The 25804-nt window shown below is 59.8% G+C and carries 17 protein-coding genes and 4 tRNA genes; 18 read left to right on the top strand and 3 right to left on the bottom strand.

All coding sequences use genetic code 11. The annotated features are described in order from the left end of the window. Positions 1-102 precede the first annotated feature (102 nt). Complete coding sequence (locus tag V6M87_RS24210) at positions 103-663, bottom strand: acyl-homoserine-lactone synthase (RefSeq protein WP_332879236.1); 561 nt, start codon at positions 661-663, stop codon at positions 103-105. A 329-nt stretch (positions 664-992) separates the two neighbouring features. On the opposite strand from V6M87_RS24210, the gene V6M87_RS24205 reads away from it, so the two are divergent. After that, on the top strand, positions 993-1715 hold the full coding sequence (locus V6M87_RS24205) for an autoinducer binding domain-containing protein (RefSeq protein ID WP_332879235.1): 723 nt from the start codon (positions 993-995) through the stop codon (positions 1713-1715). On the opposite strand, the gene V6M87_RS24200 is transcribed toward V6M87_RS24205, so the two are convergent. Continuing rightward, positions 1712-2479 carry an SDR family oxidoreductase gene (locus V6M87_RS24200; protein WP_332879234.1) on the bottom strand — a complete coding sequence of 256 codons (768 nt, stop codon included), beginning with the start codon at positions 2477-2479 and terminating at the stop codon, positions 1712-1714. The genes V6M87_RS24205 and V6M87_RS24200 overlap by 4 nt on opposite strands. 37 nt (positions 2480-2516) lie before the next feature. Here V6M87_RS24200 and V6M87_RS24195 point away from each other — a divergent pair, with 37 nt between their 5' ends. The 4 genes from V6M87_RS24195 to V6M87_RS24180 all read left to right on the top strand — a co-directional run bounded on the left by V6M87_RS24195 (position 2517) and on the right by V6M87_RS24180 (position 8012). Further along, a complete protein-coding gene (locus V6M87_RS24195) occupies positions 2517-3662 on the top strand; it encodes a class I SAM-dependent methyltransferase (protein WP_332879233.1) in 1146 nt (381 codons plus the stop codon). Positions 3663-3704: 42 nt separating this feature from the next. After that, positions 3705-4688: a J domain-containing protein gene (locus tag V6M87_RS24190; RefSeq protein ID WP_332879232.1), complete on the top strand. Its 984-nt coding sequence runs from the start codon at positions 3705-3707 to the stop codon at positions 4686-4688. Positions 4689-4813: 125 nt separating this feature from the next. Then, positions 4814-6442, top strand: coding sequence for a tetratricopeptide repeat protein (locus tag V6M87_RS24185; RefSeq protein ID WP_332879231.1), 1629 nt, complete (start codon positions 4814-4816; stop codon positions 6440-6442). Positions 6443-6473: 31 nt separating this feature from the next. Further along, positions 6474-8012: an HDOD domain-containing protein gene (locus V6M87_RS24180; RefSeq protein WP_332879230.1), complete on the top strand. Its 1539-nt coding sequence runs from the start codon at positions 6474-6476 to the stop codon at positions 8010-8012. Positions 8013-8199: 187 nt separating this feature from the next. On the opposite strand, the gene V6M87_RS24175 is transcribed toward V6M87_RS24180, so the two are convergent. Beyond that, positions 8200-11445, bottom strand: a complete 3246-nt coding sequence (locus V6M87_RS24175) for an EAL domain-containing protein (protein WP_332879229.1) — start codon at positions 11443-11445, stop codon at positions 8200-8202. A gap of 174 nt (positions 11446-11619) precedes the next feature. Here V6M87_RS24175 and V6M87_RS24170 point away from each other — a divergent pair. From V6M87_RS24170 to rpoC, 13 genes are all read left to right on the top strand, one after another. Further along, positions 11620-11704: transfer RNA gene (locus V6M87_RS24170), tRNA-Tyr, on the top strand. Between the two features lie 40 nt (positions 11705-11744). Beyond that, positions 11745-11818 (top strand) — tRNA-Gly (locus tag V6M87_RS24165). Positions 11819-11852: 34 nt separating this feature from the next. Beyond that, a tRNA-Thr gene (locus V6M87_RS24160) sits at positions 11853-11927 on the top strand. 80 nt (positions 11928-12007) lie between these two features. Continuing rightward, entirely contained in the window at positions 12008-13207 is a 1200-nt protein-coding gene (tuf, locus tag V6M87_RS24155) for an elongation factor Tu (RefSeq protein ID WP_332877721.1), read from the top strand. A 129-nt stretch (positions 13208-13336) separates the two neighbouring features. Next, positions 13337-13412: transfer RNA gene (locus V6M87_RS24150), tRNA-Trp, on the top strand. 37 nt (positions 13413-13449) lie between these two features. Further along, entirely contained in the window at positions 13450-13839 is a 390-nt protein-coding gene (gene secE, locus V6M87_RS24145; RefSeq protein ID WP_332879228.1) for a preprotein translocase subunit SecE, read from the top strand. Then, complete coding sequence (gene nusG / locus V6M87_RS24140) at positions 13839-14504, top strand: transcription termination/antitermination protein NusG (protein WP_332879227.1); 666 nt, start codon at positions 13839-13841, stop codon at positions 14502-14504. Before secE ends, nusG begins: the two co-directional genes overlap by 1 nt. A gap of 108 nt (positions 14505-14612) precedes the next feature. After that, positions 14613-15044 carry a 50S ribosomal protein L11 gene (gene rplK, locus V6M87_RS24135; protein ID WP_332879226.1) on the top strand — a complete coding sequence of 144 codons (432 nt, stop codon included), beginning with the start codon at positions 14613-14615 and terminating at the stop codon, positions 15042-15044. Further along, the gene (rplA, locus tag V6M87_RS24130) at positions 15044-15739 is read left to right on the top strand and encodes a 50S ribosomal protein L1 (protein WP_332879225.1); all 696 of its coding nucleotides are present in this window, start codon (positions 15044-15046) and stop codon (positions 15737-15739) included. The genes rplK and rplA overlap by 1 nt, the downstream gene beginning before the upstream one ends. Positions 15740-16005: 266 nt before the next feature. After that, positions 16006-16554 (top strand): 50S ribosomal protein L10, encoded by a 549-nt coding sequence (gene rplJ, locus V6M87_RS24125; protein ID WP_332879224.1) that lies wholly within the window; start codon positions 16006-16008, stop codon positions 16552-16554. A gap of 72 nt (positions 16555-16626) precedes the next feature. Beyond that, positions 16627-16998, top strand: a complete 372-nt coding sequence (gene rplL / locus V6M87_RS24120; RefSeq protein ID WP_332879223.1) for a 50S ribosomal protein L7/L12 — start codon at positions 16627-16629, stop codon at positions 16996-16998. A gap of 239 nt (positions 16999-17237) precedes the next feature. Then, positions 17238-21344, top strand: coding sequence for a DNA-directed RNA polymerase subunit beta (gene rpoB, locus V6M87_RS24115; RefSeq protein ID WP_332879222.1), 4107 nt, complete (start codon positions 17238-17240; stop codon positions 21342-21344). A 167-nt stretch (positions 21345-21511) separates the two neighbouring features. Then, positions 21512-25753: a DNA-directed RNA polymerase subunit beta' gene (rpoC, locus tag V6M87_RS24110; RefSeq protein ID WP_332879221.1), complete on the top strand. Its 4242-nt coding sequence runs from the start codon at positions 21512-21514 to the stop codon at positions 25751-25753. Positions 25754-25804 lie beyond the last annotated feature (51 nt).

Genomic DNA, 25804 nt, shown 5'->3' with positions numbered 1-25804 from the left:
CCGGAAATCAGGTGAACCAGTGCACCGGCGCACAATTCGTCCACCGTCAAATAGAGATAACCCGTGTCAGGCATGGCACATTTCCTTGCAATTGCAGATTCTTTACGCAGCTTCATCGACCTCGATCCAGCATGCAAAAATAGGGTGGCCGTCGATAATCATCGGTGGCCCGGCGCGGTGCGCATGCACGCCAGTATGGCGCAGCAGGCGCTCGATGCCGATGGGAGAGACCGTGATGAGCCGCTTTGCGCCATGCGCGGCGGCGCAATTAATAGCTTGGCGCAATAGTTGCACGGCAATCCCGGACGAGAATTGCGCCAGCGCTGAACCGCCCCGCGCATGAAAGTCGACTGCGGCAAAGCGCGATAGTTCCCATACATCGGGTGAACGGGGCAGGGCCTGGCCCTGCATTAATTCAGGAAAGACTTCGCCCAGCAGGTAGGGTTGATGGGTCGGCAGCAGGCGCGCGCAACCATTCACGATGCCATCGTCATCCTGCGATACCAGATACAGGGTGTCGGGCCGGTCGAACTGATCCAGTTCCATGCCGTCGCGGGTCTGCAAATCCCACCCGAGCGTTTCGACGAATACTTTCTGACGGTATTGGCCGGCTTTGCGATAAATATCTTGCGGCAATACCAATTCGCTTCCAGTGATCACCATGTTATTGACTCCGTTCAGGTTGGGGGAAATGCCTGAACCTATTGGACGCGATTCGTGGAGTCGTGGTAACTGTCATTATTAGCAGCGCATAAGCTACAATGCAGGAATAAACCGCGGCGCGCAATATTTACTGGAGCGATATATGTGTAAATATACGCACTTTCTTTCAAATGGCGCGCGATGCAAAAAATAACGCGACGCTGCGTATTTAATTTCCTCATGCCTTTCGCATATGGATTACTATTAAGATTCCTCCGCTATTTATCTCGACTACTTATCTGGCGAGCAAGCGTTAGCCCTGGCGAACACTTATTGCAATGAGATCAGCTTTGGACAGAGATTTTTTATCGTGGCAGGACGCACACACGCAGGCCTTGCTGACCGCCCGCGACGAGGCGGCATTTGGCGCGGCGCTGGCACAGGCGTCGAGCGTGCTGGGCTTCGAATATTCCGCCTTCGGCGTGCGCATGCCGCTGCCCGTGTCGAACCCCAAATTCCTGATGGTGAACAATTATTCGTCCGAGTGGCAGCAGCGCTATGCGAAGGAAAACTACCTGGCCGTCGATCCCACCGTGGCCCATGGCCTGCAATCGGTCATGCCGGTGGTGTGGAGCGATAAACTGTTCGGCGCCGTGCCCGAATTCTGGGAAGACGCCAGGGGCCATGGTCTGAAGGTCGGCTGGGCCCAATCGTCGATCGACGTCCATGGCGCGGTCGGCATGCTGACGCTGGCGCGTTCGCACGATGCACTGACGCCCGCCGAATTGCGCGAACAAATACCGCGCATGCAATGGCTGGCAAAAATGGCCACAGAAGGCATGCTGCGGATGGCGGCCAAGCAGCGTCCAAATGAGGTGCCGGTGCGCCTGACCGCGCGCGAAATCGAGGTATTGCGCTGGACCGCGGACGGTAAAACCTCGCAGGAAGTCGGCCAGATCATGGCCATCTCGGAACGCACCGTCAATTTCCACATCAATAACTCGCTGTTGAAACTGGGCGCCAATAATAAAACGTCCGGCGTTATTAAAGCGGCGTTGCTGCGATTACTTTAGCCGGTTAAAAACATCACGTCGCGCGCCAGCGGAATCAGGTGCTGGCCGCCATCGACCACCAGCGTGGTGCCGGTAACGGCGCGCGCCGTGGCCAGGTAACAAACCGCGTCGACGATATCTTGCGGCGTGCTCGATTTGCCCAGCGGCGTCTGGCGATGCGCCTGTTCGAACCCTGCGCTGTCCTGGTCGCCCGACACGAGGGTGATGCCGGGCGAGACGCCCACCACGCGCACGCGCGGTGCCAGCGCCTGGGCCAGCATCGTCGTGGCCGTTTGCAGCGCGGCTTTCGACAGCGTGTAGGACAGGAAATCCGGATTCAGATTGGCCAGCTTCTGGTCGAGCAGGTTGATGACCACGGCCTGTTCGCCATCGGGCGTGGCCGCGTGCAGGGCCTGCGCCAGCAGCAGCGGGGCGGCAACATTGGCTTGCATGTGCGCGGCCAGCAGGGCCGGCGAAAACCCGGTGGGGTGGTCGAACGAGAACAGCGCGGCATTGTTGACGATGCAGCCGAGCGGACCGAGCGCGGCGATCGCCCGCGCCGCCAGCGCGCGCACGGCCAACTCATCGGACAGGTCGCAGTCGAGCAGCACCGCGCGCCGGCCCAATTCGCGCACCGCCGCGGCGGTGGCCTCGGCGCCGCCGATCGAATGCCGGTAGTGGATCGCAACGTCCCAGCCGGCCGCAGCCAGGCCGATGGCGATCGCACTGCCGATCCTTTGTCCGGCGCCGGTTACCAGCGCCACACCTGCACCTTGTTTCGTCATCGTTTATTCAATCCGTTTGTTCTGGCACAATGCCGCCATGTCTCTTCCCGTACCTGATCGCGACGCGCTGGCCGCGTCCCACGCCCTGCAGCAACAGATTGCCCTGGAAATCGCCGCCGCTGGCGCCATTCCGTTTGCGCGCTTCATGGAGCTGGCGTTGTATGCCCCGCAGCTCGGTTACTACAGCGGCGGTTCCGCCAAGCTGGGAGAAACCGGCGATTTTACGACCGCGCCCGAAATGACGCCGCTGTTCGGCGCCGCCGTGGCGCAAACTGTCGCGGCCATTATGGCGCAAAGCGCCCCGCATATCCTTGAATTTGGCGCCGGCACCGGCAAGCTGGCAGCCAGCGTGCTCGATGCGCTGGCCAGCGCCGGCGTGGTCACGGGTACCTATACGATCATCGAATTGTCGGGCGAATTGCGCGCGCGCCAGCAGGAAGCCCTGCGCGGCTACCCGCAAGTGCGCTGGCTTGACGACTTTCCAGCCCGGTTCAGCGGCGTGGTGCTGGCCAACGAGGTGCTCGACGCGATGCCGGTGGAACTGGTCCAGCAGGGCCAGGACGGCTGGCAGCGCCAGATGGTCACCGTGCAGGATGGCGCTTTCACGCTGGTCGGCGCCACGCCCGACGCCGCCTTGTTGCAACAGATTGCACGCCAGATTCCCGACGCGGACGATTTGCCGCCCGGCTATCTGACCGAGGTGCACCCGGTCGGCGCCGCCTTCATGGCGTCGATGGCGGCCATGTTTTCTGGCGGCACGGGCGCCGCCATCCTGTTCGACTACGGTTTTCCGGCCCACGAGTATTACCTGGGCCAGCGCGACGGTGGCACCTTGATGTGCCACTACCGTCACCATGCGCATCCGGACCCGTTTTATTTGCCGGGCCTGCAGGATATTACCGCCCACGTCGATTTCACGGCGATGGCGCTGGCGGCCCAGGACGCCGGCATGGATGTGCTCGGCTACATGAGCCAGGCCGGCTTTTTGCTCGCCAGTGGCATCGCCGAGTTGTTGCTGGCGCAGGATCCGGCCGACCATGCCCGCTACCTGCCGCAAGCCAATGCCGTCCATAAACTGCTGTCGCCGGCCGAGATGGGGGAATTGTTCAAGGTGCTGGTGGTCGGACGCGGCGTGACCCTGGCGCCCCCGCTGGAACAGGCCGATCGCAGCCACCGCCTTTGATCCCACTCTGCGGCATGGCCCTGATCGGCTATCATCATCGCTATGGCCAAAATTCACACGCATTATGACAACCTGAAAGTGGCGCGCATGGCGCCGCAGGAAGTCATTCGTGCGGCCTACAAGGCGCTCAGCCAGAAGTACCATCCAGACAAGAATCCCGGCGATGAAAAAGCCGCGCGCATCATGGCCATCGTCAACACCGCCTACACGGCGCTGAACGACCCCGTGCGGCGCAAGGAGCACGACGAGTGGATCGCCGCCGAGGAATGGGAAGTCGCCTGGCTCGAGAGTACGCACCAGGAAGAAGGGGCCCGCAACCGCGCCAATGGCGTTCCCGACGGGCACGGTGGGGAGGGTGCGGGCAAGCGGGCCTTGCGCCGCTACCTGGCGCTGCTCGCTGCCGCTGGCGTGGGGGCGGCCGTTGCGCTGGGGATGGCTTTTCCGAATGACCTGCTGCCCATGCTCGGTTTGGCGCCAGCATCGGTGGTGAGAACCGCACCGGCCCCGCTGCCACGCGCAGCGCCGGCGCGCGCGCTGGACGACAACTGGAGCAGCGCGCGTGCGGCTGCGCCCGACAAGGGGGGCGACGAGCTGTCGAAAATCAGCATCCTGGCCACTACCGGCCTGATCATCGCCCCGCGGCCGGCCAACTGCGCCAATGTGTTGCAGGCGCTGGTCGCGCCCAACGGCGAGCCGTGGCCGGAGCGCTCCGGCTACGTCGCCGGCTATCCAATCGGCAACCCCGGCAAGCAGGTGCAAGTGTTTATCGACAATAGTGCAAATACGGCGCCGGTGTTCGTCAAACTCTACGACCTCGACCGCAATGCGAATATCCGCTACGTCTACATCCAGCCCGGCGACACCTGGAACGTCGGCGGTCTGGCGGTCGGCAAGTACGAAGTGCGTTACCAGGATGTGCTGGCAGGCGCCAGCCGCAGCGCTTGTGGTGACAGTGACAAGCCGCCACCGGCCCCGGCCAGTGGCAATCCGCCTGTTACATCACAAATAGTGCCTTCTGGCACGTAAAGTTGTCGCATATTAAGCGAAAACCATCGAATTTCATTATTTCTGTTCCTTCTCCGTAATATACTTGGCCGATATTGGCGGCCATTGCGGGCGCACCAGCGCCGTCTGATCAGAAAATTCCGGAAATGAACCCACTAGAGGGGCTTAGCGCCCTGATCCTCGAACCGCACTCCGGCATGCGTGCCAACATCCACAACATGTTGAACATGTGTGGTGTCACGAATATCGACCATGCCGGGAGTTCCAACCAGGCTGTCAAACAGCTGGGCACGCGCTCGTACGACATGGTGTTGTGCGAATACGACCTCGATGGCGGTCAGGATGGCCAGCAATTGCTGGAAGACTTGCGCCACCATAAGCTGATCAAGCTGTCGACGATGTTTTTCATGGTCACGGCCGAGGGCAATTACAGCAAGGTCGTCAGCGCGGCAGAACTGGCGCCGACCGATTACATCCTGAAACCGTTCACGGCCGACCGCCTGCTCGATCGCATCGCCCGCGCCCTCGACAAGCGCACCGTGTTCATGCCGGTGTTTTTGCTGATGGAAGCGGGCAACCAGCGTGAAGCGATCGAGGCCTGCATCATCGGCATGGAAGCGCACCCGCGCCACGCGGTCGATTTTTTGCGCCTGCGCGCCGAGCTGCACATGTTCCTGGGCGAGCCGGAAGTGGCCGAACCGATTTATCAGCAACTGATCGCCGCGAAGGCCATCGCGTGGGCCAGGCTGGGTCTGGCCAAGACGTGGTTCATGCGCGACCGCTTCGAAGAGGCGCGCGATCTGCTGGAAGAACTGGTCGACGACAACGACAAATTCGTCGATGCCTACGACTGGCTGGCGCGCACCCACGCCGCTGCCGGCGAGCTCGACAAGGCTCAGCAAGTGCTGGCCGATGCGGTCGCTGTCTCGCCGCATGCGGTGCGGCGCATCCGCAAGCTGGGCGAAACGGCACTCGAAGCGGGCGACATGGAAACCGCGGAGAAGGCCTTGAAACAGGTGGTCAGCAAGGCCAAATATTCGGAGTTTCGCGATCCCGAAGACCATGTGCGGCTGGTGCAGACGCTGGTGCGGCGCGGCGACCCGGTGCAGGCCGCCGCCGTGATTCGCGACCTTGATAAATCGATGGGCGGACGCCGCAACACGGCGGTGTGCAGCGCAATTTCCTCGGCGCTGGTGCACGAATACACCGGCAACGAGACGCGCCTGGCCGAGTCACTGGCGGCGGCGCTCAATGGCGTGCGCACGGCGCCCGATTTGACCTCCGAGGTCAAGCTGGAACTGGCGCGCACCTGCCTGAACAATAATTTGCGGGATGGCGCCGCCGAGGTGTTGCGCGAAGTGATGAGCAACGCGCCGAACAATGCCGCCATGGCCAAGGCGATGGCGGTGTGTGAAGACGCCGGCTTGCACGACATGGCCCAGACGTTGGCCAAGGAAAGCCGCCAGCAAGTGGTCGACCTGGTTGCGCAGGGCGCCGCTGCGGCCAAGAATGGCGACTTCCCTGGCGCAGTGGCGCTGATGGTGCAGGCGGTCGAACGCTTGCCGAACAACCCACAGGTGGTGTTCAATGCCGCGGTCGCCACCCTCAAATGCCTGGACAACACCGGCTGGGACCGCAACCTGGCGAAACAGGCGCTGGCGCTGATCGACAATGTGCGCCGGCTCGACCCGGTGAATCCAAAATTGCCGGCGCTGGCGGGCTTGCACCAGCAAATCCTGGTCAAATACAATAAGGTGCCGCGCAAGACGGCCTGAGCCACATCTGACTTTGTACCGGAGACCCGCCATGTCGCTTGACGTTTCGCCCCCGCCGTCCGCGGCATCGTCGCGCAAGGTCCGCGCCGCCCTGATGAGCAAGGTCTGCGGCGACGAGGACATGTTCGCGCTGGGCGCTTCGGTGGCGCGCGTGGTGCAGATGGCGTCGTCGGACGACCAGGGTACCCATGATCTTGCGTACTATGTGCTGTCGGACGTCGGGCTGACCCAGCGCATTTTGCGCCTGGCAAATACGGTGCAGTACCGCACCGCGTCCGGCACCAACGTCACCACCATTTCGCGTGCCATTTCCCTGCTCGGTTTCGACAATGTCAAAACCACTGCGCTGGCCATGCTGCTGGTCGACACGCTGTCGAACGGCGACCATGCCAGCAGTGTGCGGGTGGAACTGGAGACGGCGCTGTGCGCCAGCCTGACGGGGCGTGCACTGTCGCGTCACAGCCCGTTCCAGGGTGTCGAAGAAGCGTCGATCGGCGCGCTGTTCAAGAACCTCGGGCCGCTGCTGGTGGCCTCGCACGAGCACGAGCGTTACCGTGAAATCAAGCAGCTGATCGCGGGCGGGAAACATACACCCGGGCAGGCGTCGCAACTCATCCTTGGCTGTAGTTATGAGGCGCTGGCCGAAGCGGTGCTGGCCGAGTGGAAGATTCCGGACGTGATCGCGCGCTGCCTGTCCGCCTTGCCGAGCGGCGTGCTGAAACCGGCGGCCAGCCGGGGCGAGTGGATGCGCCTGGCGGCGTCCCTGTCGTTCGACGTGGCTTTGCTGCTGGGCCGTGCCGTCTCGCCAGGCAAGACGCCGGAAGGGCGGGCCTTGCTGCTGCGCTACGGCGGCGCACTCGGCCTGGATGAGGCAAAGCTGGACGAATTGTTCAGCGCGGTACAAGCCGATATGTCGGCGCTGCTCGAAAGCATGAACCTGGAACCGGCGCGCCACTCCGAACCGGAACATGGCTTACCCAACGTGCTGCTGCTGGCAACCATGGACAGAGGCGGCGACTTGCCGGTCGGTTTTTATCCCAGCGGCAAACCGTACAACGCCAGCGAACTGTTGCTGGCCGGCGTGCAGGATGTGACGCAGATGCGCGCGTCGGGACAGGGCAAGGTCAACGAGGTCGTCCTGGCGGTGCTGGAAACGCTCTACAGCAGCATGGGTTTTCGCTTTGCCACCGTGTGCCTGCGCGACGCCCGTACCGGCCAGTACCGGGCGCGGCTGGCGTTTGGCGCCGACGACGCCAGGCTGCGCACCGGGTTCACGTTCCCGGTAAGTTCCTCGCGCGACCTGTTTCACTTGGCCATGGAAAACAATGCGGATTTGATGATTGCGGACGCCACCGGCACCAAGATCCGCGATTTGCTGCCGGCGTGGCACCGCGCCCTGCTGCCTGATGCCGCCAGCTTCATCGTGCTGCCGCTGGTGGTGGGCAAAGTGCAGCTGGGTCTGTTTTACGCGGACCGCACCAGACCGGCGCCGGAGGGCGTGGCGCCGGAAGAAACGGCATTGATCAAGGCGCTCAAGGGGCAGGTATTGGTCGCGTTGGCGCCGGGGTGATTGTGTGCATCGCGATGTCTTTATCGCTCATCTGCAGCGTGTGAGTCGTCATCCCGGCGCAGGCCGGGAGCCATAAGCCGCTTGCGACTTCGGGTAGTCAGCATGGGCCCCGGCGTTCGCCGGGGTGACGTTTTGCACGCGCCGGGGTGACGTGCTTCAACCGCCGTGGTGAACGCAAACATGTACGTCACTCCACCTCCACCCGCTCCCGCATGAACTCGCAGAAATCCCACTGCGGCATCGGCCTGGCAAACAGAAAACCCTGCGCCTCATCGCCCTGTTTGTCGCGCAAAAAATCCCACTGCGCATCCGTCTCGACGCCCTCGGCCACCACCGCCAATCCCAGCGAATGCGCCAGGGCAATTGTCGCAGCCACAATCACCGCATCGTTCGGATTGGTCTCGATATCCTGCACAAAACCCCGGTCGATCTTGATCCGGTCGATGGCAAACAATTTCAGATAGGCCAGCGACGAATACCCGGTCCCGAAATCGTCGATCGCCAGCGTGAAACCGCGCGTGCGCAAGTCGCGCAACAGCTGGCGGGTGTGTTCCGGATCCTGCATGGCCGCCGTTTCCGTGATTTCCAGTTCCAGCAGGGTCGGGTCGATGTGGTGCTGCTCCAGCAACTGGTCCAATCTGGCCAGCAGCGCGCCGCCGCTGAACTGGCGCGCCGACAAATTCACTGCCAGGCGCAGGCGGCTCATGCCGTTGCCCAACTTTTGCCAGTCGTCGAGCAAATCCATCGTGCGCGCCAGCACCCAGTCACCCAGCGGCAGGATCAGGCCGCATTCTTCGGCGATGGGAATAAACCGGCTCGGTTCAATGGCGCCCATCTCGGGATCCATCCAGCGCAGCAGCACCTCGGCGCCCACCACGCGGCCGCTGTGGATATCGACCTGGGCCTGCAAATAGATGTCGAAGTCGCCATGTTCGAATGCCGCCCACATGCGGTTTTCCAGCATCAGGTGTTCATGCGTGGCGGCGTTCATCGCCTCCGAAAAAAACTGGAAGTTGCCGCGCCCTTCGCGCTTGGCGGCGTACATGGCGGTGTCGGCGTGGCGCAGCAGGGTGGCGCTGTCTTCGCCATCGTCGGGGTACATCGCCACGCCGACGCTGGCGCCGCTGTGAACGTTGGCGCCGCCCAGCTGGTACGGGTTCGACAGCGATTGCACCAGCCGCACGGCGATCTGGGTGACGCTGTCCGGGGTCAGCGGGCCGCCCAGCACGATGATGAATTCGTCGCCGCCCAGGCGCGCCAGTGTATCGACGTCACGCAGCAGGTCGCGCATGCGGTTGGCGGCGGCTACCAGCAACTTGTCGCCCGCTTCGTGGCCCTGCGAATCGTTGATCTTTTTAAAATGGTCGAGGTCGATGAACAGCACCGCCAGCGGGGTACGCATGCGACGCGCGTGCGCCAGTTGCTGCTCCAGGCGCAGGTTCAGCGCAAACCGGTTTTCCAGACCGGTGAGGGCGTCGGTGTGGGCCAGCCGGTGGATGTCGGCCTGCGAACGCTGCTGTTCCGTCAGGTCGCGCAGGATGCAGACATACAGGTATTCGTGCGGCATCAGTACGCGGCTGACCGACATATCCACCGGAAAGCTGGCGCCGCCGCGCTGCAGTCCGGTCTGGATGCGCTCGCCGGCGGGATCGCGCGCCAGGCGCTGCAGCAATTGCACGAGAGTTTCATCCGCGGGCGGCGGCACCAGTGCCGAGAGAGCCAGTCCCGGCAAGAGCTGCGGCGGATAGCCGAACAGCGCGGCAGTGGCGGTATTGGCCGACACCAGCATGCCGTCGCGGTCGACCGTGACGATGGCGTCGGCGGCGTTGTCGAGGATCGCTTGCAGGCGCGCCTCGCGGTCGCGCAGGCGCGCGGTGCGGTCCAGCACCAGCGCTTCGATCTGGGCCCGCTCGCCGCTGATGAGCAGCATCAGCGCACCCAGCAGGCCGGTCATGAGCAGGCCGCCGGTCAGCACGCTCCAGCTGGCCCAGCCGCCGGCCTGCAGCAGGGCGGGCGCCGTGGGCGCAAAGCGCAGCAGGTAGCGCCGTCCGCCGTAGGTGAGTGCAATGCGGAACACCTCGTCGTCCGCGGCCACGCTGGCCGATTGCGTCAGGGTCAGTGGCACACCCGGCTCGGTGACATCGGCCAGCTCCACGGCCGCCTCGTCGAAGTCGGCGCGTCGCATGGCCTGGCGCACAAACTCGTCGCCTGCCATGACCAGCATGACCTGCGCATCGGGTTCCTCGCTGGTGCCGATCGACTTGAACAGGAGGATGCCGGGACCTTCTCCCGTGACCAGCAGAACCGGCGCACTGGCGACCGCGCGGCCGCTCGCTTCGGCCTGGCGCAGCGCACGCAGACGGGAGGGAAAGCGCAGGAAGTCGAGGCCCAGCACGCTCGAATTCGTCGGCGGCATGATGTAGGTCAGCGGAAAATAATCGTCATGCTGCCGGGCCGGCGCCAGTTTGCCGTCCGCACCCGGCTCGCGGATGGTGAAGTCGGGCGGCCCCTGGCGCCGTACCCAGGCTTCGAACGCGCTGCGCTCTTCATCGCGCACGTAGGCGGCCCAGTTGATGCCCCGCAGTTCGCGCCGGTTATCGATGTAGCCGCCGGCCACCACCATGAAGCGGTCGCGCTCGAGGCGGTTGCCGGCGTCGCCCAGCGAACGCGCGAGGGTGCCGACGAATCGTTCGTGTTCATAAAACTCGCCCTGCATGATGTCGCCTGCCTGCTGGGCTTTCAGGCGGAAGGCCTGCAACTGTTGCCCGCGTTCCCATTCGACGGCCATCTCGAACATCGCGAACACCGACCCGGCCAGCAGCAGCAAGGGTACGGCCACCAGCCCCTTGCGCCGCCGCCACAAGGCACGCGGTTCGCCGCAGACGATCCATACCAGGGGCGCGGCCAGCAGCACACCGATGCTGTCGCCGGTCCACCAGCTGAGCCAGGTGCTCCATTGCGCACTGCGAGGTACCAGGCCAAGCAGCACGAGTGCCGGCACGGCGATCGTCGCGCTGATGGCGCAAACCAAGGGCGTGAGCATGAGAAAGCGCAGCACGTCACGCCCCGAGTCAATGGCCGGATGAATCCAACGGCGCACCTGGCCAGCGCCCACCCAGGCTTGCAGCGTCGAGCCGAAGGTGATGGCGGCGGCGGCGACGATCGTGGCCGCGCTGACGGGCGTGGCGAGGCCTAGCCAGACATCCAGCAAATTGAGCAGCAGGGCACCGAGCGCCACGCCCGGCAGGATGCGCCAGCCAGCCACGACGGTGAGGGCCAGCCCGACGCCTGCTGCGGGAAACAGCGGCACGGCAGCACCGGCCGGCAAGTCAAGCAGTTCGCGCATGGCGCGGGTGGCAAGATAGCTTGCCACCACGATCAGGTTGGCGAAAAAAATGCGCCACCACGGCCAGCGCGCCGGATCGGCGTTCATTTGAAGCCTCCATTTGTCGATTTTTTCAGAAACTTTCGAAACGACCCTTGCATACTGCGCCTCCCTGCCGTTACAATTGCGCCCCGAAGCAACACCAACTGTTTGAATTGGATCAGATCCATTTGAAATAGTTGACAGTATTTTTTGTGTGCTTCATACTCTGCGGTTCCTCGCGGAGGGGTGGCCGAGTGGTTAAAGGCGACAGACTGTAAATCTGTTCTCTATGAGTACGCTGGTTCGAATCCAGCCCCCTCCACCAAGTTTTTTGCATGATGATGTAGCGGTAAGTGAAGTACCTCGCGGGTGTAGCTCAATGGTAGAGCAGAAGCCTTCCAAGCTTACGACGAGGGTTCGATTCCCTTCACCCGCTCCAGTGTCATGCAATGCATGTAGTGCATCGCAATAAAGCCCTTTTAGCTCAGTGGTAGAGCACTCCCTTGGTAAGGGAGAGGCCACGTGTTCAATCCACGTAAAGGGCACCAGAATTGAGTATAGATAGTTCCGCAGCATAGTCATCGATGGCCCGGCGTTCTGGGCAAAACACATTCGTTAGGAGTCTAAAATGGCAAAAGGTAAATTCGAACGGACCAAGCCGCACGTCAACGTCGGCACCATTGGTCACGTTGATCACGGCAAGACCACCCTGACGGCTGCAATCGCCACCGTTCTGTCGAAGAAATTCGGCGGCGAAGCTAAAGCATACGACCAGATCGATGCTGCACCAGAAGAAAAAGCGCGCGGTATCACCATCAACACCGCCCACGTCGAGTACGAAACCGCTGCACGTCACTATGCACACGTTGACTGCCCAGGCCACGCCGACTATATCAAAAACATGATTACCGGTGCTGCCCAGATGGACGGCGCGATCCTGGTTTGCTCCGCAGCTGACGGCCCAATGCCACAGACCCGCGAGCACATCCTGCTGGCCCGTCAAGTTGGCGTTCCATACATCATCGTGTTCCTGAACAAGTGCGATCTCGTCGATGACGAAGAGCTGCTGGAACTGGTTGAAATGGAAGTGCGTGAGTTGCTGTCGAAGTATGAATTCCCAGGCGACGACCTGCCAATCATCAAAGGTTCGGCACGTATGGCACTGGAAGGCGACACTGGCCCAATGGGCGAGCAAGCCATCATGCAACTGGCCGATGCCCTGGACACCTACATCCCTGAGCCAGAGCGCGCAATCGACGGCGCCTTCCTGATGCCAGTGGAAGACGTGTTCTCGATCTCCGGTCGCGGTACCGTGGTAACCGGTCGTGTTGAGCGCGGCGTCATCAAGGTCGGCGAAGAAATCGAAATCGTCGGCATCAAAGACACCGTCAAAACCATTTGCACCGGCGTGGAAATGTTCCGCAAGCTGCTGGACCAGGGTCAAGCTGGCGACAACGTCGGCCTGCTGCTGCGCGGCACCAAGCGTGAAGATGTGGAGCGGGGTCAAGTTCTGGCCAAGCCAGGTTCGATCAAGCCACACAACCATTTCACCGGCGAGATCTATGTGCTGTCGAAAGATGAGGGCGGTCGTCACACCCCATTCTTCAACAACTATCGTCCACAGTTCTACTTCCGTACGACTGACGTGACCGGTTCGATCGAATTGCCAGCAGACAAAGAAATGGTCATGCCAGGCGATAACGTGTCGATCACCGTCAAGCTGATCAACCCGATCGCGATGGAAGAAGGTCTGCGCTTCGCTATCCGTGAAGGCGGTCGTACCGTCGGCGCCGGCGTCGTTGCCAAGATCCTGAGCGACGGTAAGTAATATCGGACGGGACGGCGCAGGCCATCCCTGATGAGTTCGGACGCAACACACGCTGCGTCCAAAAAATCACTATTTGCCAGTGGTCGGCAAGTGCTGGTAAAATAGTCGATTCAACTGAAAAGTTTACGTAGGGACGTAGCTCAATTGGCAGAGCGTCGGTCTCCAAAACCGAAGGTTGGGGGTTCGATGCCCTCCGTCCCTGCCACCGATTCTGGTGCAGGGCACCGAAAGTAAATAAAAGTATGTCTAATCAATCCGTGCAAACCGTCAGCACCTCGAATGACAAGTTCAAGGTCGTCCTGGCGGCCGTTGCCATGATTGCAGGTGTCGTCGGGTTTTTCTACCTGAAGGGCCAGAACAAACCAGCTTTGATGTGCGCAGGCGCACTCGTGGCTGGTTTAGTTATTGCTCTCCTGCTTTTATGGGCTTCCGCCACCGGTCGCGACTTCCTGAATTTCGCCAAAGAGGCCGTCCGCGAGACCAAAAAAGTCGTCTGGCCGACGCGCAAGGAAGCAACGCAAATTACCCTGGTGGTATTTGGCTTCGTGCTGGTGATGGCCCTGTTCCTGTGGGGTACGGACAAGCTGCTTGAATTTTTGTTGTACGACGTGATTCTGGGTTGGAAACAATAATGAGCGAAAATGTGCAAGAGAACACTGGCGAAGAGCCAGTCGTAGACGCTCCCGAAGATCAGGAAGCGGCCAGCGCGCCGGTGCCTGCTGAATTGCTGCCAGAAGCTGCTGCACCGGTGAGTGTTCCCGTCAGCAACAAGCGCTGGTATGTCGTTCACGCCTATTCCGGCATGGAAAAAAGCGTCATGCGCGCCCTGACCGAGCGCGTTGAACGCGCCGGCATGCAAGAACAGTTCGGCCAGATTCTGGTGCCGGTCGAAGAAGTCGTCGAAGTCAAGAATGGCCATAAATCGGTCACCGAGCGTCGCTTCTTCCCGGGCTACGTATTGGTCGAGATGGAAATGACCGACGAAACCTGGCACCTGGTGAAAAACACCGCGAAAGTCACCGGTTTCATCGGCGGCAAATCGAACAAGCCAACCCCGATTCCTGCGCGCGAGATCGACAAGATCATGCAGCAGATGCAGGAAGGTGTTGAGAAGCCACGGCCGAAAGTGCTCTACGAAGTGGGCGAGCAAGTCCGGATCAAGGACGGCCCGTTCACCGACTTCAACGGCAACGTCGAAGAAGTCAACTACGAAAAGTCGAAGGTACGCGTTTCTGTTACAATCTTCGGCCGCGCGACTCCAGTAGAGCTGGAGTTCGGGCAAGTAGAAAAAGTATAAACGCTCCCGGAGCGTCGCAGCGATAAGGCGGAATCCGGAACAGAGGAGCCCCGCCAGAGCAATAGCGTTGGTGGGGCGCTACTACTCAAACCAAGATAGGAGCCAATCATGGCAAAGAAAATCATTGGTTTTATCAAGCTGCAAGTAGCAGCTGGTAAAGCAAACCCATCCCCACCAATCGGACCTGCACTCGGTCAGCGCGGCTTGAACATCATGGAATTCTGCAAGGCGTTCAACGCCCAGACCCAGGGTCTCGAGCCAGGCATGCCTATCCCGGTCGTGATCACCGCGTTCGCAGACAAGTCGTTCACCTTCGTGATGAAGACGCCACCTGCAACCTACCTGATCAAAAAAGCTGCCGGTATCACCAAAGGTTCGCCGAAGCCACATACCGACAAAGTCGGTTCGCTGACCCGCGCCCAAGCTGAAGAAATCGCAAAAACGAAACAGCCAGATCTGACCGCTGCCGACATGGATGCTGCAGTGCGCATCATCGCCGGTTCCGCGCGTTCGATGGGCATCACGGTGGAGGGTATCTAATGGCCAAGCTGTCCAAACGCGTCAAGGCGATCAAAGCCAAAGTTGACCGCAACAAGTCGTACGCCTTCGATAGCGCTGTTGTGCTGATCAAAGAATTCGCTACCGCCAAGTTCAACGAGTCGATCGACGTCTCGGTGCAACTGGGTGTGGACCCAAAGAAATCGGACCAGGTTGTGCGCGGCTCCGTCGTGCTGCCAGCTGGCACCGGCAAAACCGTTCGCGTTGCTGTGTTCGCAACCGGCGAAAAAGCTGAGCAGGCTCGCGCCGCTGGCGCCGACATCGTCGGTATGGAAGACCTGGCCGAGCGCGTCAAAGCCGGCGACATGCCTTTCGATATCGTCATCGCTTCGCCAGATACCATGCGTATCGTCGGTACCCTGGGCCAGATCCTGGGACCACGCGGCCTGATGCCTAACCCGAAGGTCGGCACCGTCACCCCTGACGTCGCTACCGCGGTGAAAAACGCCAAAGCCGGTCAGGTTCAATACCGTACCGACAAGGCAGGTATCATCCACGCCACGATCGGTCGTAAATCGTTCGCTGATGCAGACCTGAAGTCGAATCTGGTCGCTCTGATCGATGCACTGAACAAAGCCAAGCCAACGACCTCGAAAGGCGTGTACCTGCGCAAGATCGCTCTGTCGTCGACCATGGGCGCCGGCGTTCGCGTCGACCAGGGTTCGCTGTCGGCTTAATAGCACTGAATTAAGTCCTCACGGTTTTTCGTGGGGCGCATCTTTGGGCTGGTCGGGGTTTTCCCGGCCAGACAATCAAAGACCGTTGGGCCGAAGCCGCAGTCAGGTGGAGGTTAATAGAACTTACCCAACGCAGATGGTGTACCCGAGCAAGTTTTGTAGTCCCGCTGCGTGAATTCATCCGCCCAGTTGTACTTCTTGACGTCGGACGCCGTTGTTCGAACCGATGCAAGGCATTTGCCGCGCATTATTTAAGGAGGTTGACCGTGGGTCTCAATCTGAATGACAAAAAAGCTGTCGTCGCTGAAGTTTCCGCAAAAGTAGCAAGTGCGCAAACGATCGTCGTAGCTGAGTATCGTGGCATCCAGGTTGGTCACTTGACGCAACTTCGTGCCAAAGCGCGTGCCCAAGGCGTGTACCTGCGTGTGTTGAAAAATACGCTCGCTCGTCGCTCCGTTGAAGGTACGCAGTTTGCATCCCTCGCCGATGCCATGACCGGCCCGCTGATCTACTCGATCTCGGACGATGCCGTTGCAGCAGCTAAAGTCATCGCTGACTTCGCTAAAACCAACGACAAGCTGGTCATCAAGGCAGGTAACTACGCAGGTAAACAGCTCGATCTCGCAGCTGTTACCGCGTTGGCAAGCATTCCATCCCGTGACGTTCTCATCGCGCAGTTGTTGGGCGTGATGCTGGCTCCGGTTTCGGGCTTTGCACGTGGTCTGGCTGCTCTGGCAGCGAAAAAAGGCGAAGGCGCCGCACCAGCAGAAGCCGAAGAAGCTCCTGTTGCTGCAGAAGAAGCCCCAGCAGCTTAATTCCCTCCGGGAATCAAGCAGCTTTTTTCACAAGTACCAACCCTACACACACTAAAATATTTGGAGTTTCAAATGGCAATTAGCAAAGACGACATCCTGAGCGCAGTATCCGAAATGTCCGTCATGGACCTGAACGAACTGGTCAAAGCTTTCGAAGAGAAATTCGGCGTTTCCGCCGCTGCAATGGCTGGTCCAGCAACCGGCGGCGCTGCTGCTGCTGTTGTTGAAGAGCAAACCGAATTCAACCTGATCCTGTCGGATTTCGGCGCGAACAAGGTTTCGGTCATTAAAGCAGTTCGTGAAATCACCGGTCTGGGCTTGAAAGAAGCGAAAGACCTGGTCGATGGCGCGCCTAAGACCGTTAAAGAAGCAATCTCGAAAGCAGACGCAGAAGCCGGCAAGAAAAAGCTGGAAGATGCAGGCGCCAAAGCCGAGATCAAGTAATAGCATTAACAAAGGGCGCAAAGCATCGCGCCGGAGTCAAAGCTTGCGGTTCTTATCCGAAAGGAAAGGAATTGAGCTTTGGCTCTTTTGTCGTCCCTGCAGCAAATGTCAGAGCAGCTCAGCAGTACGGTTGTCCATCTTATCATCTGGCGGGCAGTTCGAGAATTGAGGCATGCCCAGTGGTCCGCGGCACGGGTCATGCCTGAATTCTCATCCTTTCTGTCACTCACGGAGTGTCCATGCACTACTCATTTACTGAGAAGAAACGCATTCGCAAATCATTCGCGAAGCGCGCCAACGTTCACAACGTTCCCTACCTTCTGGCTACCCAGCTGGAATCCTACGAGAATTTCCTGCAAGAGAGTGCTGGCCCGACTACTCGCAAGAATGATGGCCTGCAGTCGGCTTTCACCTCGATTTTCCCTATCGTGTCGCACAATGGTTTTGCGCGCCTCGAATTCCTGTCGTACGTGCTCGGTGAGCCAGCGTTCGACGTCAAGGAATGCCAACAGCGTGGTCTGACGTTCGCGTCGCCACTGCGCGCCAAGGTTCGCCTGGTGATTCTGGACAAGGAATCGCCAACCAAACCGGTTGTCAAAGAAATGAAAGAGCAGGAAGTGTACATGGGCGAATTGCCGCTCATGACCACCACCGGTTCGTTCGTTATCAATGGCACCGAGCGCGTGATCGTGTCGCAGTTGCACCGTTCCCCGGGTGTGTTCTTTGAACATGACCGCGGCAAAACGCACTCGTCCGGTAAATTGCTGTTCTCGGCACGGATTATTCCGTACCGCGGCTCGTGGCTGGACTTCGAGTTCGACCCGAAAGACATTTTGTTCTTCCGCGTCGACCGCCGCCGCAAGATGCCAGTAACGATTCTGCTCAAAGCCATTGGCATGACGCACGAACAGATCCTGGCGAACTTCTTCGTATTTGATAATTTCAAACTGCGCTCGGAAGGCGGCGAACTCGAATTCGTCGCTGAACGCCTGCGCGGTGAAGTTGCGCGTTTCGACATCGTTGACAAAGACGGCAAAGCCCTCGTCACGAAAGACAAGCGTATCAACGCCAAGCACGTGCGCGACATCGACGCAGCTGGCATCAAGCACATTTCCGTGCCTGAAGACTACCTGCTCGGCCGCGTGCTGGCTCGCAACATCGTCGATCCGGACACCGGTGAAGTCATCGCCAACGCGAATGACGAACTGACCGAAGACCTGATGGGCAAGCTGCGCGACGCTGATGTGTCCGAAATCCAGACCTTGTACACCAACGATCTGGACCAGGGCGCCTACATTTCGCAAACCCTGCGCGCTGACGACACCGCCGACCAGATGGCCGCCCGTGTTGCCATCTACCGCATGATGCGTCCAGGCGAGCCGCCAACGGAAGAATCCGTCGAAGCCCTGTTCAATGGTCTGTTCTACAGCCCTGAACGCTACGACCTGTCGGCTGTCGGCCGCATGAAGTTCAACCGCCGCATCGGCCGCGATGAACTGATCGGCTCGATGACGCTGTCGAACGAAGACGTCCTGGCTGTGATCAAAATCTTGGTGGAACTGCGCAATGGCCGCGGCGAAGTCGACGATATCGATCACCTGGGTAACCGTCGCGTTCGTTGCGTCGGCGAACTGGCTGAGAACCAGTTCCGCGCCGGTTTGGTCCGTGTTGAGCGTGCTGTCAAAGAACGCCTCGGCCAGGCCGAAGCGGACAATCTGATGCCGCATGACCTGATCAACAGCAAGCCGATTTCGGCTGCGATCCGTGAATTCTTCGGTTCGTCCCAGCTGTCGCAGTTTATGGACCAAACCAACCCGCTGTCGGAAATTACCCACAAGCGCCGTGTATCGGCGCTGGGACCCGGCGGCTTGACGCGCGAACGTGCTGGCTTCGAAGTGCGCGACGTGCACCCGACCCACTACGGCCGTGTCTGCCCAATTGAAACGCCTGAGGGACCGAACATTGGTCTGATCAACTCGCTGGCTCTGTTCGCCCGCCTGAATGAATACGGCTTCCTGGAAACCCCGTACCGCAAGGTCGACGGTTCCAAGGTGACCGATCAGATCGATTACCTGTCCGCTATCGAAGAAGGCCGTTACATCATCGCCCAGGCGAATGCAACGGTGTCCGGCGAAGGCGTGCTGGTCGATGAACTGGTGTCGGCTCGTGAAGCTGGCGAAACGATTCTGGTCTCGCCAGAGCGCATCCAGTACATGGACGTGGCCCCAGGCCAGATCGTGTCGGTTGCAGCTTCCCTGATTCCGTTCCTCGAACACGATGATGCGAACCGCGCATTGATGGGTGCCAACATGCAGCGCCAGGCCGTTCCTTGCCTGCGCCCTGAAAAAGCACTGGTCGGTACCGGTATCGAACGCACCGTGGCAGTCGACTCGGGTACCACCGTGCAAGCATTGCGCGGCGGACTGGTGGACTACATCGATGCAGGCCGTGTGGTGATTCGCGTCAACGACGCCGAAGCGCAAGCCGGCGAAGTCGGTGTCGATATCTACAACCTGATCAAGTACACCCGTTCGAACCAGAACACCAACATCAACCAGCGTCCGATCGTGCAAGTTGGCGACCGCGTGGCGAAAGGCGACGTCATTGCTGACGGCGCGTCGACCGACCTGGGTGAATTGGCGCTGGGTCAGAACATGCTCGTGGCGTTTATGCCATGGAATGGTCTGAACTTCGAAGATTCGATCCTGATCTCGGAAAACGTCGTCAAGGACGATCGCTACACCTCGATTCACATCGAAGAGTTGTCGGTGGTTGCCCGTGACACCAAGCTGGGCGCCGAAGAAATCACCCGTGATATCTCGAACCTGGCCGAGAACCAACTGGCTCGTCTGGATGAGTCGGGTATCGTCTACATCGGTGCTGAAGTGCAAGCCGGCGACACGCTGGTCGGTAAAGTCACGCCAAAAGGCGAGACCCAGCTGACGCCTGAAGAAAAGCTGCTGCGCGCAATTTTCGGCGAAAAAGCTTCCGACGTAAAAGATACGTCGCTGCGCGTGCCGTCGGGCATGGTCGGTACCGTTATCGACGTGCAAGTGTTTACCCGTGAAGGCATCGTCCGCGACAAGCGCGCCCAGCAGATCATCGATGATGAGCTGAAGCGCTATCGCCTCGACCTGAACGACCAGATGCGTATTGTGGAAGGCGATGCCTTCCAGCGTCTGGAGCGCATGTTGATCGGCAAGATCGTCAACGGCGGTCCAAAGAAAATGGTCAAGGGTACGGCAATCACCGCTGACTACCTGGCGGACCTGGACAAGTACCACTGGTTCGACATCCGCCCTGCGGATGACGATGCTGCCACCGCCCTGGAAGCGATCAAGGAATCGATCGCCGAGAAGCGTCACCAGTTCGACCTGGCCTTCGAAGAGAAGCGCAAGAAGTTGACCCAGGGTGATGAGCTGCAACCAGGCGTGCAGAAGATGGTCAAGGTTTATCTGGCCGTGAAACGCCGCCTGCAGTCGGGCGACAAGATGGCCGGTCGTCACGGTAACAAAGGTGTGGTTTCGCGCATCGTGCCAGTGGAAGACATGCCGTTCATGGCCGACGGAACGCCTGCCGACGTGGTGTTGAACCCGCTGGGCGTGCCATCGCGGATGAACGTTGGTCAGATCCTGGAAACCCACTTGGGTTGGGCTGCAAAAGGCCTGGGCCTGCGGATCGGCGAAATGCTGCAAGCGCAAGCGAAAATCCAGGAACTGCGCAAGTTCCTGGCCCAGATCTACAACGAAACCGGCAAGTCGGAAGATCTCGATAGCTTCAGCGATGAAGAAATCATGACCCTGTCGAACAACCTGAAAAAGGGCGTGCCGTTTGCGACCCCAGTGTTCGATGGCGCCCATGAGTCCGAGATTCACCGCATGCTGGACCTGGCTTACCCTGACGCGATCGCTGCCAAGCTGGGCATGACCCCGTCGAAAAACCAGGTCACGATGTACGACGGCCGCACCGGCGAAGCTTTCGAGCGCAAGGTCACCGTTGGCTACATGCACATGCTGAAACTGCATCACCTGGTTGATGACAAGATGCACGCGCGTTCGACCGGTCCTTACTCGCTGGTGACGCAGCAGCCACTGGGCGGTAAAGCCCAGTTCGGTGGCCAGCGTTTCGGTGAGATGGAAGTGTGGGCACTGGAAGCGTACGGCGCATCGTATGTCTTGCAGGAAATGCTGACCGTGAAGTCGGATGACGTGAATGGCCGTACCAAAGTGTACGAAAACCTGGTCAAGGGCGATCACGTCATTGAAGCAGGCATGCCGGAGTCGTTCAACGTGCTGGTGAAAGAGATCCGTTCGCTGGGTATCGATATCGACCTCGAACGCAACTGATCCTGTAGTGCGAGCGCTAACTGTTAGCGCTCGAACCGTCCTCCCGGCGCAGGCCGGGATCCATACCGCTTCTGATCAGAGGTGATATGGGCCCCGGCCTCCGCCGGGGTGACGGTGGTAATGCTGACGGAATGACGTATTTAAGTATTAATCACCTGGAGTGATACATGAAAGCACTGCTCGATCTATTCAAGCAAGTACAGACCAACGAGACGTTTGACGCCATCAAGATTGGCCTCGCGTCGCCCGAGAAAATCCGTTCGTGGTCCTACGGCGAAGTAAAAAAGCCGGAAACCATCAACTACCGTACCTTCAAGCCTGAACGCGATGGCCTGTTTTGCGCCAAGATTTTTGGCCCAATCAAGGACTACGAGTGCCTGTGCGGCAAATACAAGCGCCTGAAACACCGCGGCGTGATCTGCGAAAAGTGCGGCGTTGAAGTCACGCTGGCCAAAGTGCGCCGTGAGCGCATGGGTCACATCGAACTGGCGTCGCCTACTGCGCACATCTGGTTCCTGAAATCGCTGCCGTCGCGTCTGGGCATGGTCCTGGACATGACGCTGCGGGACATCGAACGCGTGCTGTACTTCGAAGCATACGTGGTGACCGACCCAGGCATGACCCCGCTCAAAAAGAGCCAGATCATGTCGGAAGACGACTACGCCGCCAAGTACGAAGAGTACGGCGACGACTTCACCGCATTCATGGGCGCCGAAGGTATCCGTGAGCTGCTGCGCTCGATCGACATTCACCGCGATGCTGAAGCCCTGCGCGTGGAACTGAAAGAGTCGAAGTCCGAAGCGAAGATCAAGAAATACGCCAAGCGCCTTAAAGTGCTCGAGGCATTCCAGCGTTCGGGCATCAAGCCGGACTGGATGATCATGGAAGTACTGCCAGTGCTGCCGCCGGAACTGCGTCCGCTGGTACCACTGGACGGCGGCCGCTTTGCGACCTCCGACCTGAACGACCTGTATCGCCGCGTGATCAACCGTAACAACCGCCTGAAGCGTTTGATGGAGCTGCGTGCTCCGGAGATCATCACGCGTAACGAAAAGCGCATGCTGCAAGAAGCGGTCGATTCGCTGCTGGACAACGGCCGTCGCGGTAAAGCGATGACCGGCGCCAACAAGCGTCCGCTGAAATCGCTGGCTGAAATGATCAAGGGTAAAGGCGGCCGTTTCCGTCAGAACTTGCTGGGTAAGCGCGTCGATTACTCGGGTCGTTCGGTCATCGTGGTCGGTCCACAGCTGAAACTGCACCAGTGCGGCTTACCGAAACTGATGGCTTTGGAACTGTTCAAGCCATTCATTTTCAACAAGCTGGAACTGATGGGCTTGGCTACCACGATCAAGGCCGCTAAAAAGCTGGTGGAGATTCAAGAGCCGGTCGTCTGGGACATCCTGGAAGACGTGATTCGCGAACACCCGGTCATGCTCAACCGTGCGCCTACGCTGCACAGGCTCGGTATTCAAGCATTTGAACCTGTCCTGATTGAAGGCAAGGCCATCCAGTTGCACCCACTCGTCTGCGCGGCGTTCAACGCCGACTTCGATGGTGACCAAATGGCTGTGCACGTACCGCTGTCGATCGAAGCACAGATGGAAGCGCGTACGCTGATGCTGGCGTCGAACAACATCCTGTTCCCGTCGAACGGCGAGCCGTCGATCGTTCCTTCCCAGGATATCGTGTTGGGTTTGTACTACGCGACCCGCGAAGCGATCAATGCAAAGAACGAAGGCATGTTGTTCCCTGACGTGTCGGAAGTCATCCGCGCCTACGACAACAAGGAAGTCGAACTGACCTCGCGCATCACTGTGCGTATCGTCGAATTCCCGAAAAACCTCGAAACCGAAGAGTTCGAGCGCACCGTTACGCGCTACGAAACCACGGTTGGCCGTGCGATTCTGTCGGAAATCTTGCCTAAAGGCCTGCCATTCAGCGTGCTGAACCGCGCCCTGAAGAAGAAAGAGATTTCCAAGCTGATCAACACGTCGTTCCGCAAGTGCGGTCTGCGTGCCACGGTGGTGTTCGCCGACAAGCTGATGCAGTCGGGCTTCCGCCTGGCAACGCGCGCCGGTATCTCGATTGCCGTTGACGACATGCTGGTACCACCGCAAAAAGTCACGCTGATCGCCACCGCCGAAGCCGAAGTGAAACAGATCGAGCAGCAGTACGCGTCGGGTCTGGTCACCGCTGGCGAGCGTTACAACAAGGTCGTCGACATCTGGGGCAAAACGTCCGATGAAGTCGGCAAGGCCATGATGGACCAGCTGAAAGTCGAAGACGTGGTCCGTCGCGATGGCACTCAAGGCACCCAGGAATCGTTCAACGCGATTTACATGATGGCCGACTCGGGCGCGCGTGGTTCGGCAGCCCAGATTCGCCAGCTCGCTGGTATGCGTGGTCTGATGGCGAAACCGGATGGCTCGATTATCGAGACGCCGATTACGGCGAACTTCCGCGAAGGCCTGAACGTGTTGCAGTACTTCATCTCTACCCACGGTGCCCGTAAGGGTCTGGCGGATACGGCGCTGAAGACGGCAAACTCGGGTTACCTGACCCGTCGTCTGGTCGACGTGACGCAAGACCTGGTGGTCATCGAGGACGATTGCGGTACCTCGAACGGCACCCACATGAAGGCCATGGTCGAAGGTGGTGAAGTCATCGAGCCGTTGCGCGACCGTATCCTCGGCCGTGTTGCTGGTCAGGACGTCGTCAATCCGGAAACCCAGGAAACTGTGTACCCGGCCAACACCCTGTTTGATGAAGACATGGTGGAAGACATCGAGCGCATGGGCATTGACGAAGTCAAAGTCCGTACGCCATTGACCTGCGACACGCGCTTCGGCCTGTGCGCACTGTGCTACGGCCGTGACCTCGGTCGCGGCTCGCTGGTCAACACCGGTGAAGCAGTCGGTGTGGTCGCAGCGCAGTCGATTGGTGAGCCAGGTACCCAGTTGACCATGCGTACGTTCCACATTGGTGGTGCGGCATCGCGTGCAGCAGTGGCGTCGTCGGTGGAAGCGAAGTCGAACGGTACCATCCGTTTCACCGCCACCATGCGTTACGTGACCAACGGCAAAGGTTCCCAGATCGCGATTTCGCGTTCCGGTGAAGTGCTGATCACGGACGACCATGGTCGTGAGCGCGAGCGTCATAAAGTGCCGTACGGCGCGACGCTGGCAGTCAAGGATGGCATGATCGTCAAGGCCGGTACGGCTCTGGCAACATGGGATCCATTGACCCGTCCGATCATTACCGAGTACGCCGGTATGGTGCGTTTCGAAAACGTGGAAGAGGGCGTTACCGTTGCTCGCCAGGTCGACGAAGTCACTGGCCTGTCGACCCTGGTTGCGATCGATGCAAAACGTCGCGGTTCGCTGACCAAGACCTTGCGTCCGCAAGTGAAACTGATCAACGACCAGAACGAAGAAGTCAAAATCGCCGGCACGGAACACAGTGTGGCAATTGGCTTCCAGGTCGGCGCGCTGATCATGGTCAAAGATGGCCAATCGGTATCGGTCGGCGAAGTGCTGGCACGTATCCCGACCGAATCGCAGAAAACGCGCGACATCACCGGTGGTCTGCCGCGTGTTGCCGAGCTGTTTGAAGCGCGTTCGCCGAAAGACGCCGGTATGCTGGCAGAAGTCACGGGTACGGTTGCGTTTGGTAAAGAAACCAAAGGCAAGCAGCGTCTGGAAATCACGGACATGGACGGTGCCAAGCACGAGTTCCTGATCACCAAGGACAAGCAAGTGCTGGTCCACGATGGTCAAGTCGTGAACAAGGGCGAGATGATTGTGGACGGCCCGGCCGATCCACAGGACATCCTGCGTTTGCTGGGTATCGAAGCGCTGGCCCGTTACATCGTCGACGAAGTGCAGGACGTGTACCGTTTGCAAGGCGTGAAGATCAACGACAAGCACATCGAAGTGATCGTGCGTCAGATGCTGCGCCGCGTGCAGATCGTGGAAGCAGGCGATGCGAACTACATCGTCGGCGAACAGGTCGAGCGTTCCGAGTTGCTGGATGAAAACGACCGCGTCAATGCGGCCGGCAAGATTCCTGCAACCTACGAAAACGTGTTGCTGGGTATTACCAAGGCATCGCTGTCGACCGATTCGTTCATCTCGGCCGCATCGTTCCAGGAAACCACCCGCGTCCTCACCGAGGCAGCAATCATGGGCAAGCGCGACGGTCTGCGCGGCCTGAAGGAAAACGTCATCGTCGGCCGCCTGATTCCTGGCGGTACCGGTCTCGCGTTCCACCGCGCCAAGAAGGAAAAAGAAGTCTGGGAAGCCGAAGAGCGTGCAGCCCTGCTGCAGCAAGAGAAGGCCAACATGGCTTCCGAACTGCAAGCCATGGAAGACCAGGCGCAGGCAGCAACCCATCAGGAAGACGGCGAGTAATCGTTGTTGGACTGAACAAAAAACGGCACCTTCGGGTGCCGTTTTTTATGG

It is taken from the genome of Massilia sp. S19_KUP03_FR1 (genome assembly GCF_036688685.1).
In the GTDB taxonomy this organism is placed as follows: Bacteria; Pseudomonadota; Gammaproteobacteria; order Burkholderiales; family Burkholderiaceae_D; genus JALYUM01.
The sequence above is the reverse complement of the archived record's forward strand: the minus strand, read 5'-3'. Positions and strand labels throughout refer to the sequence as shown.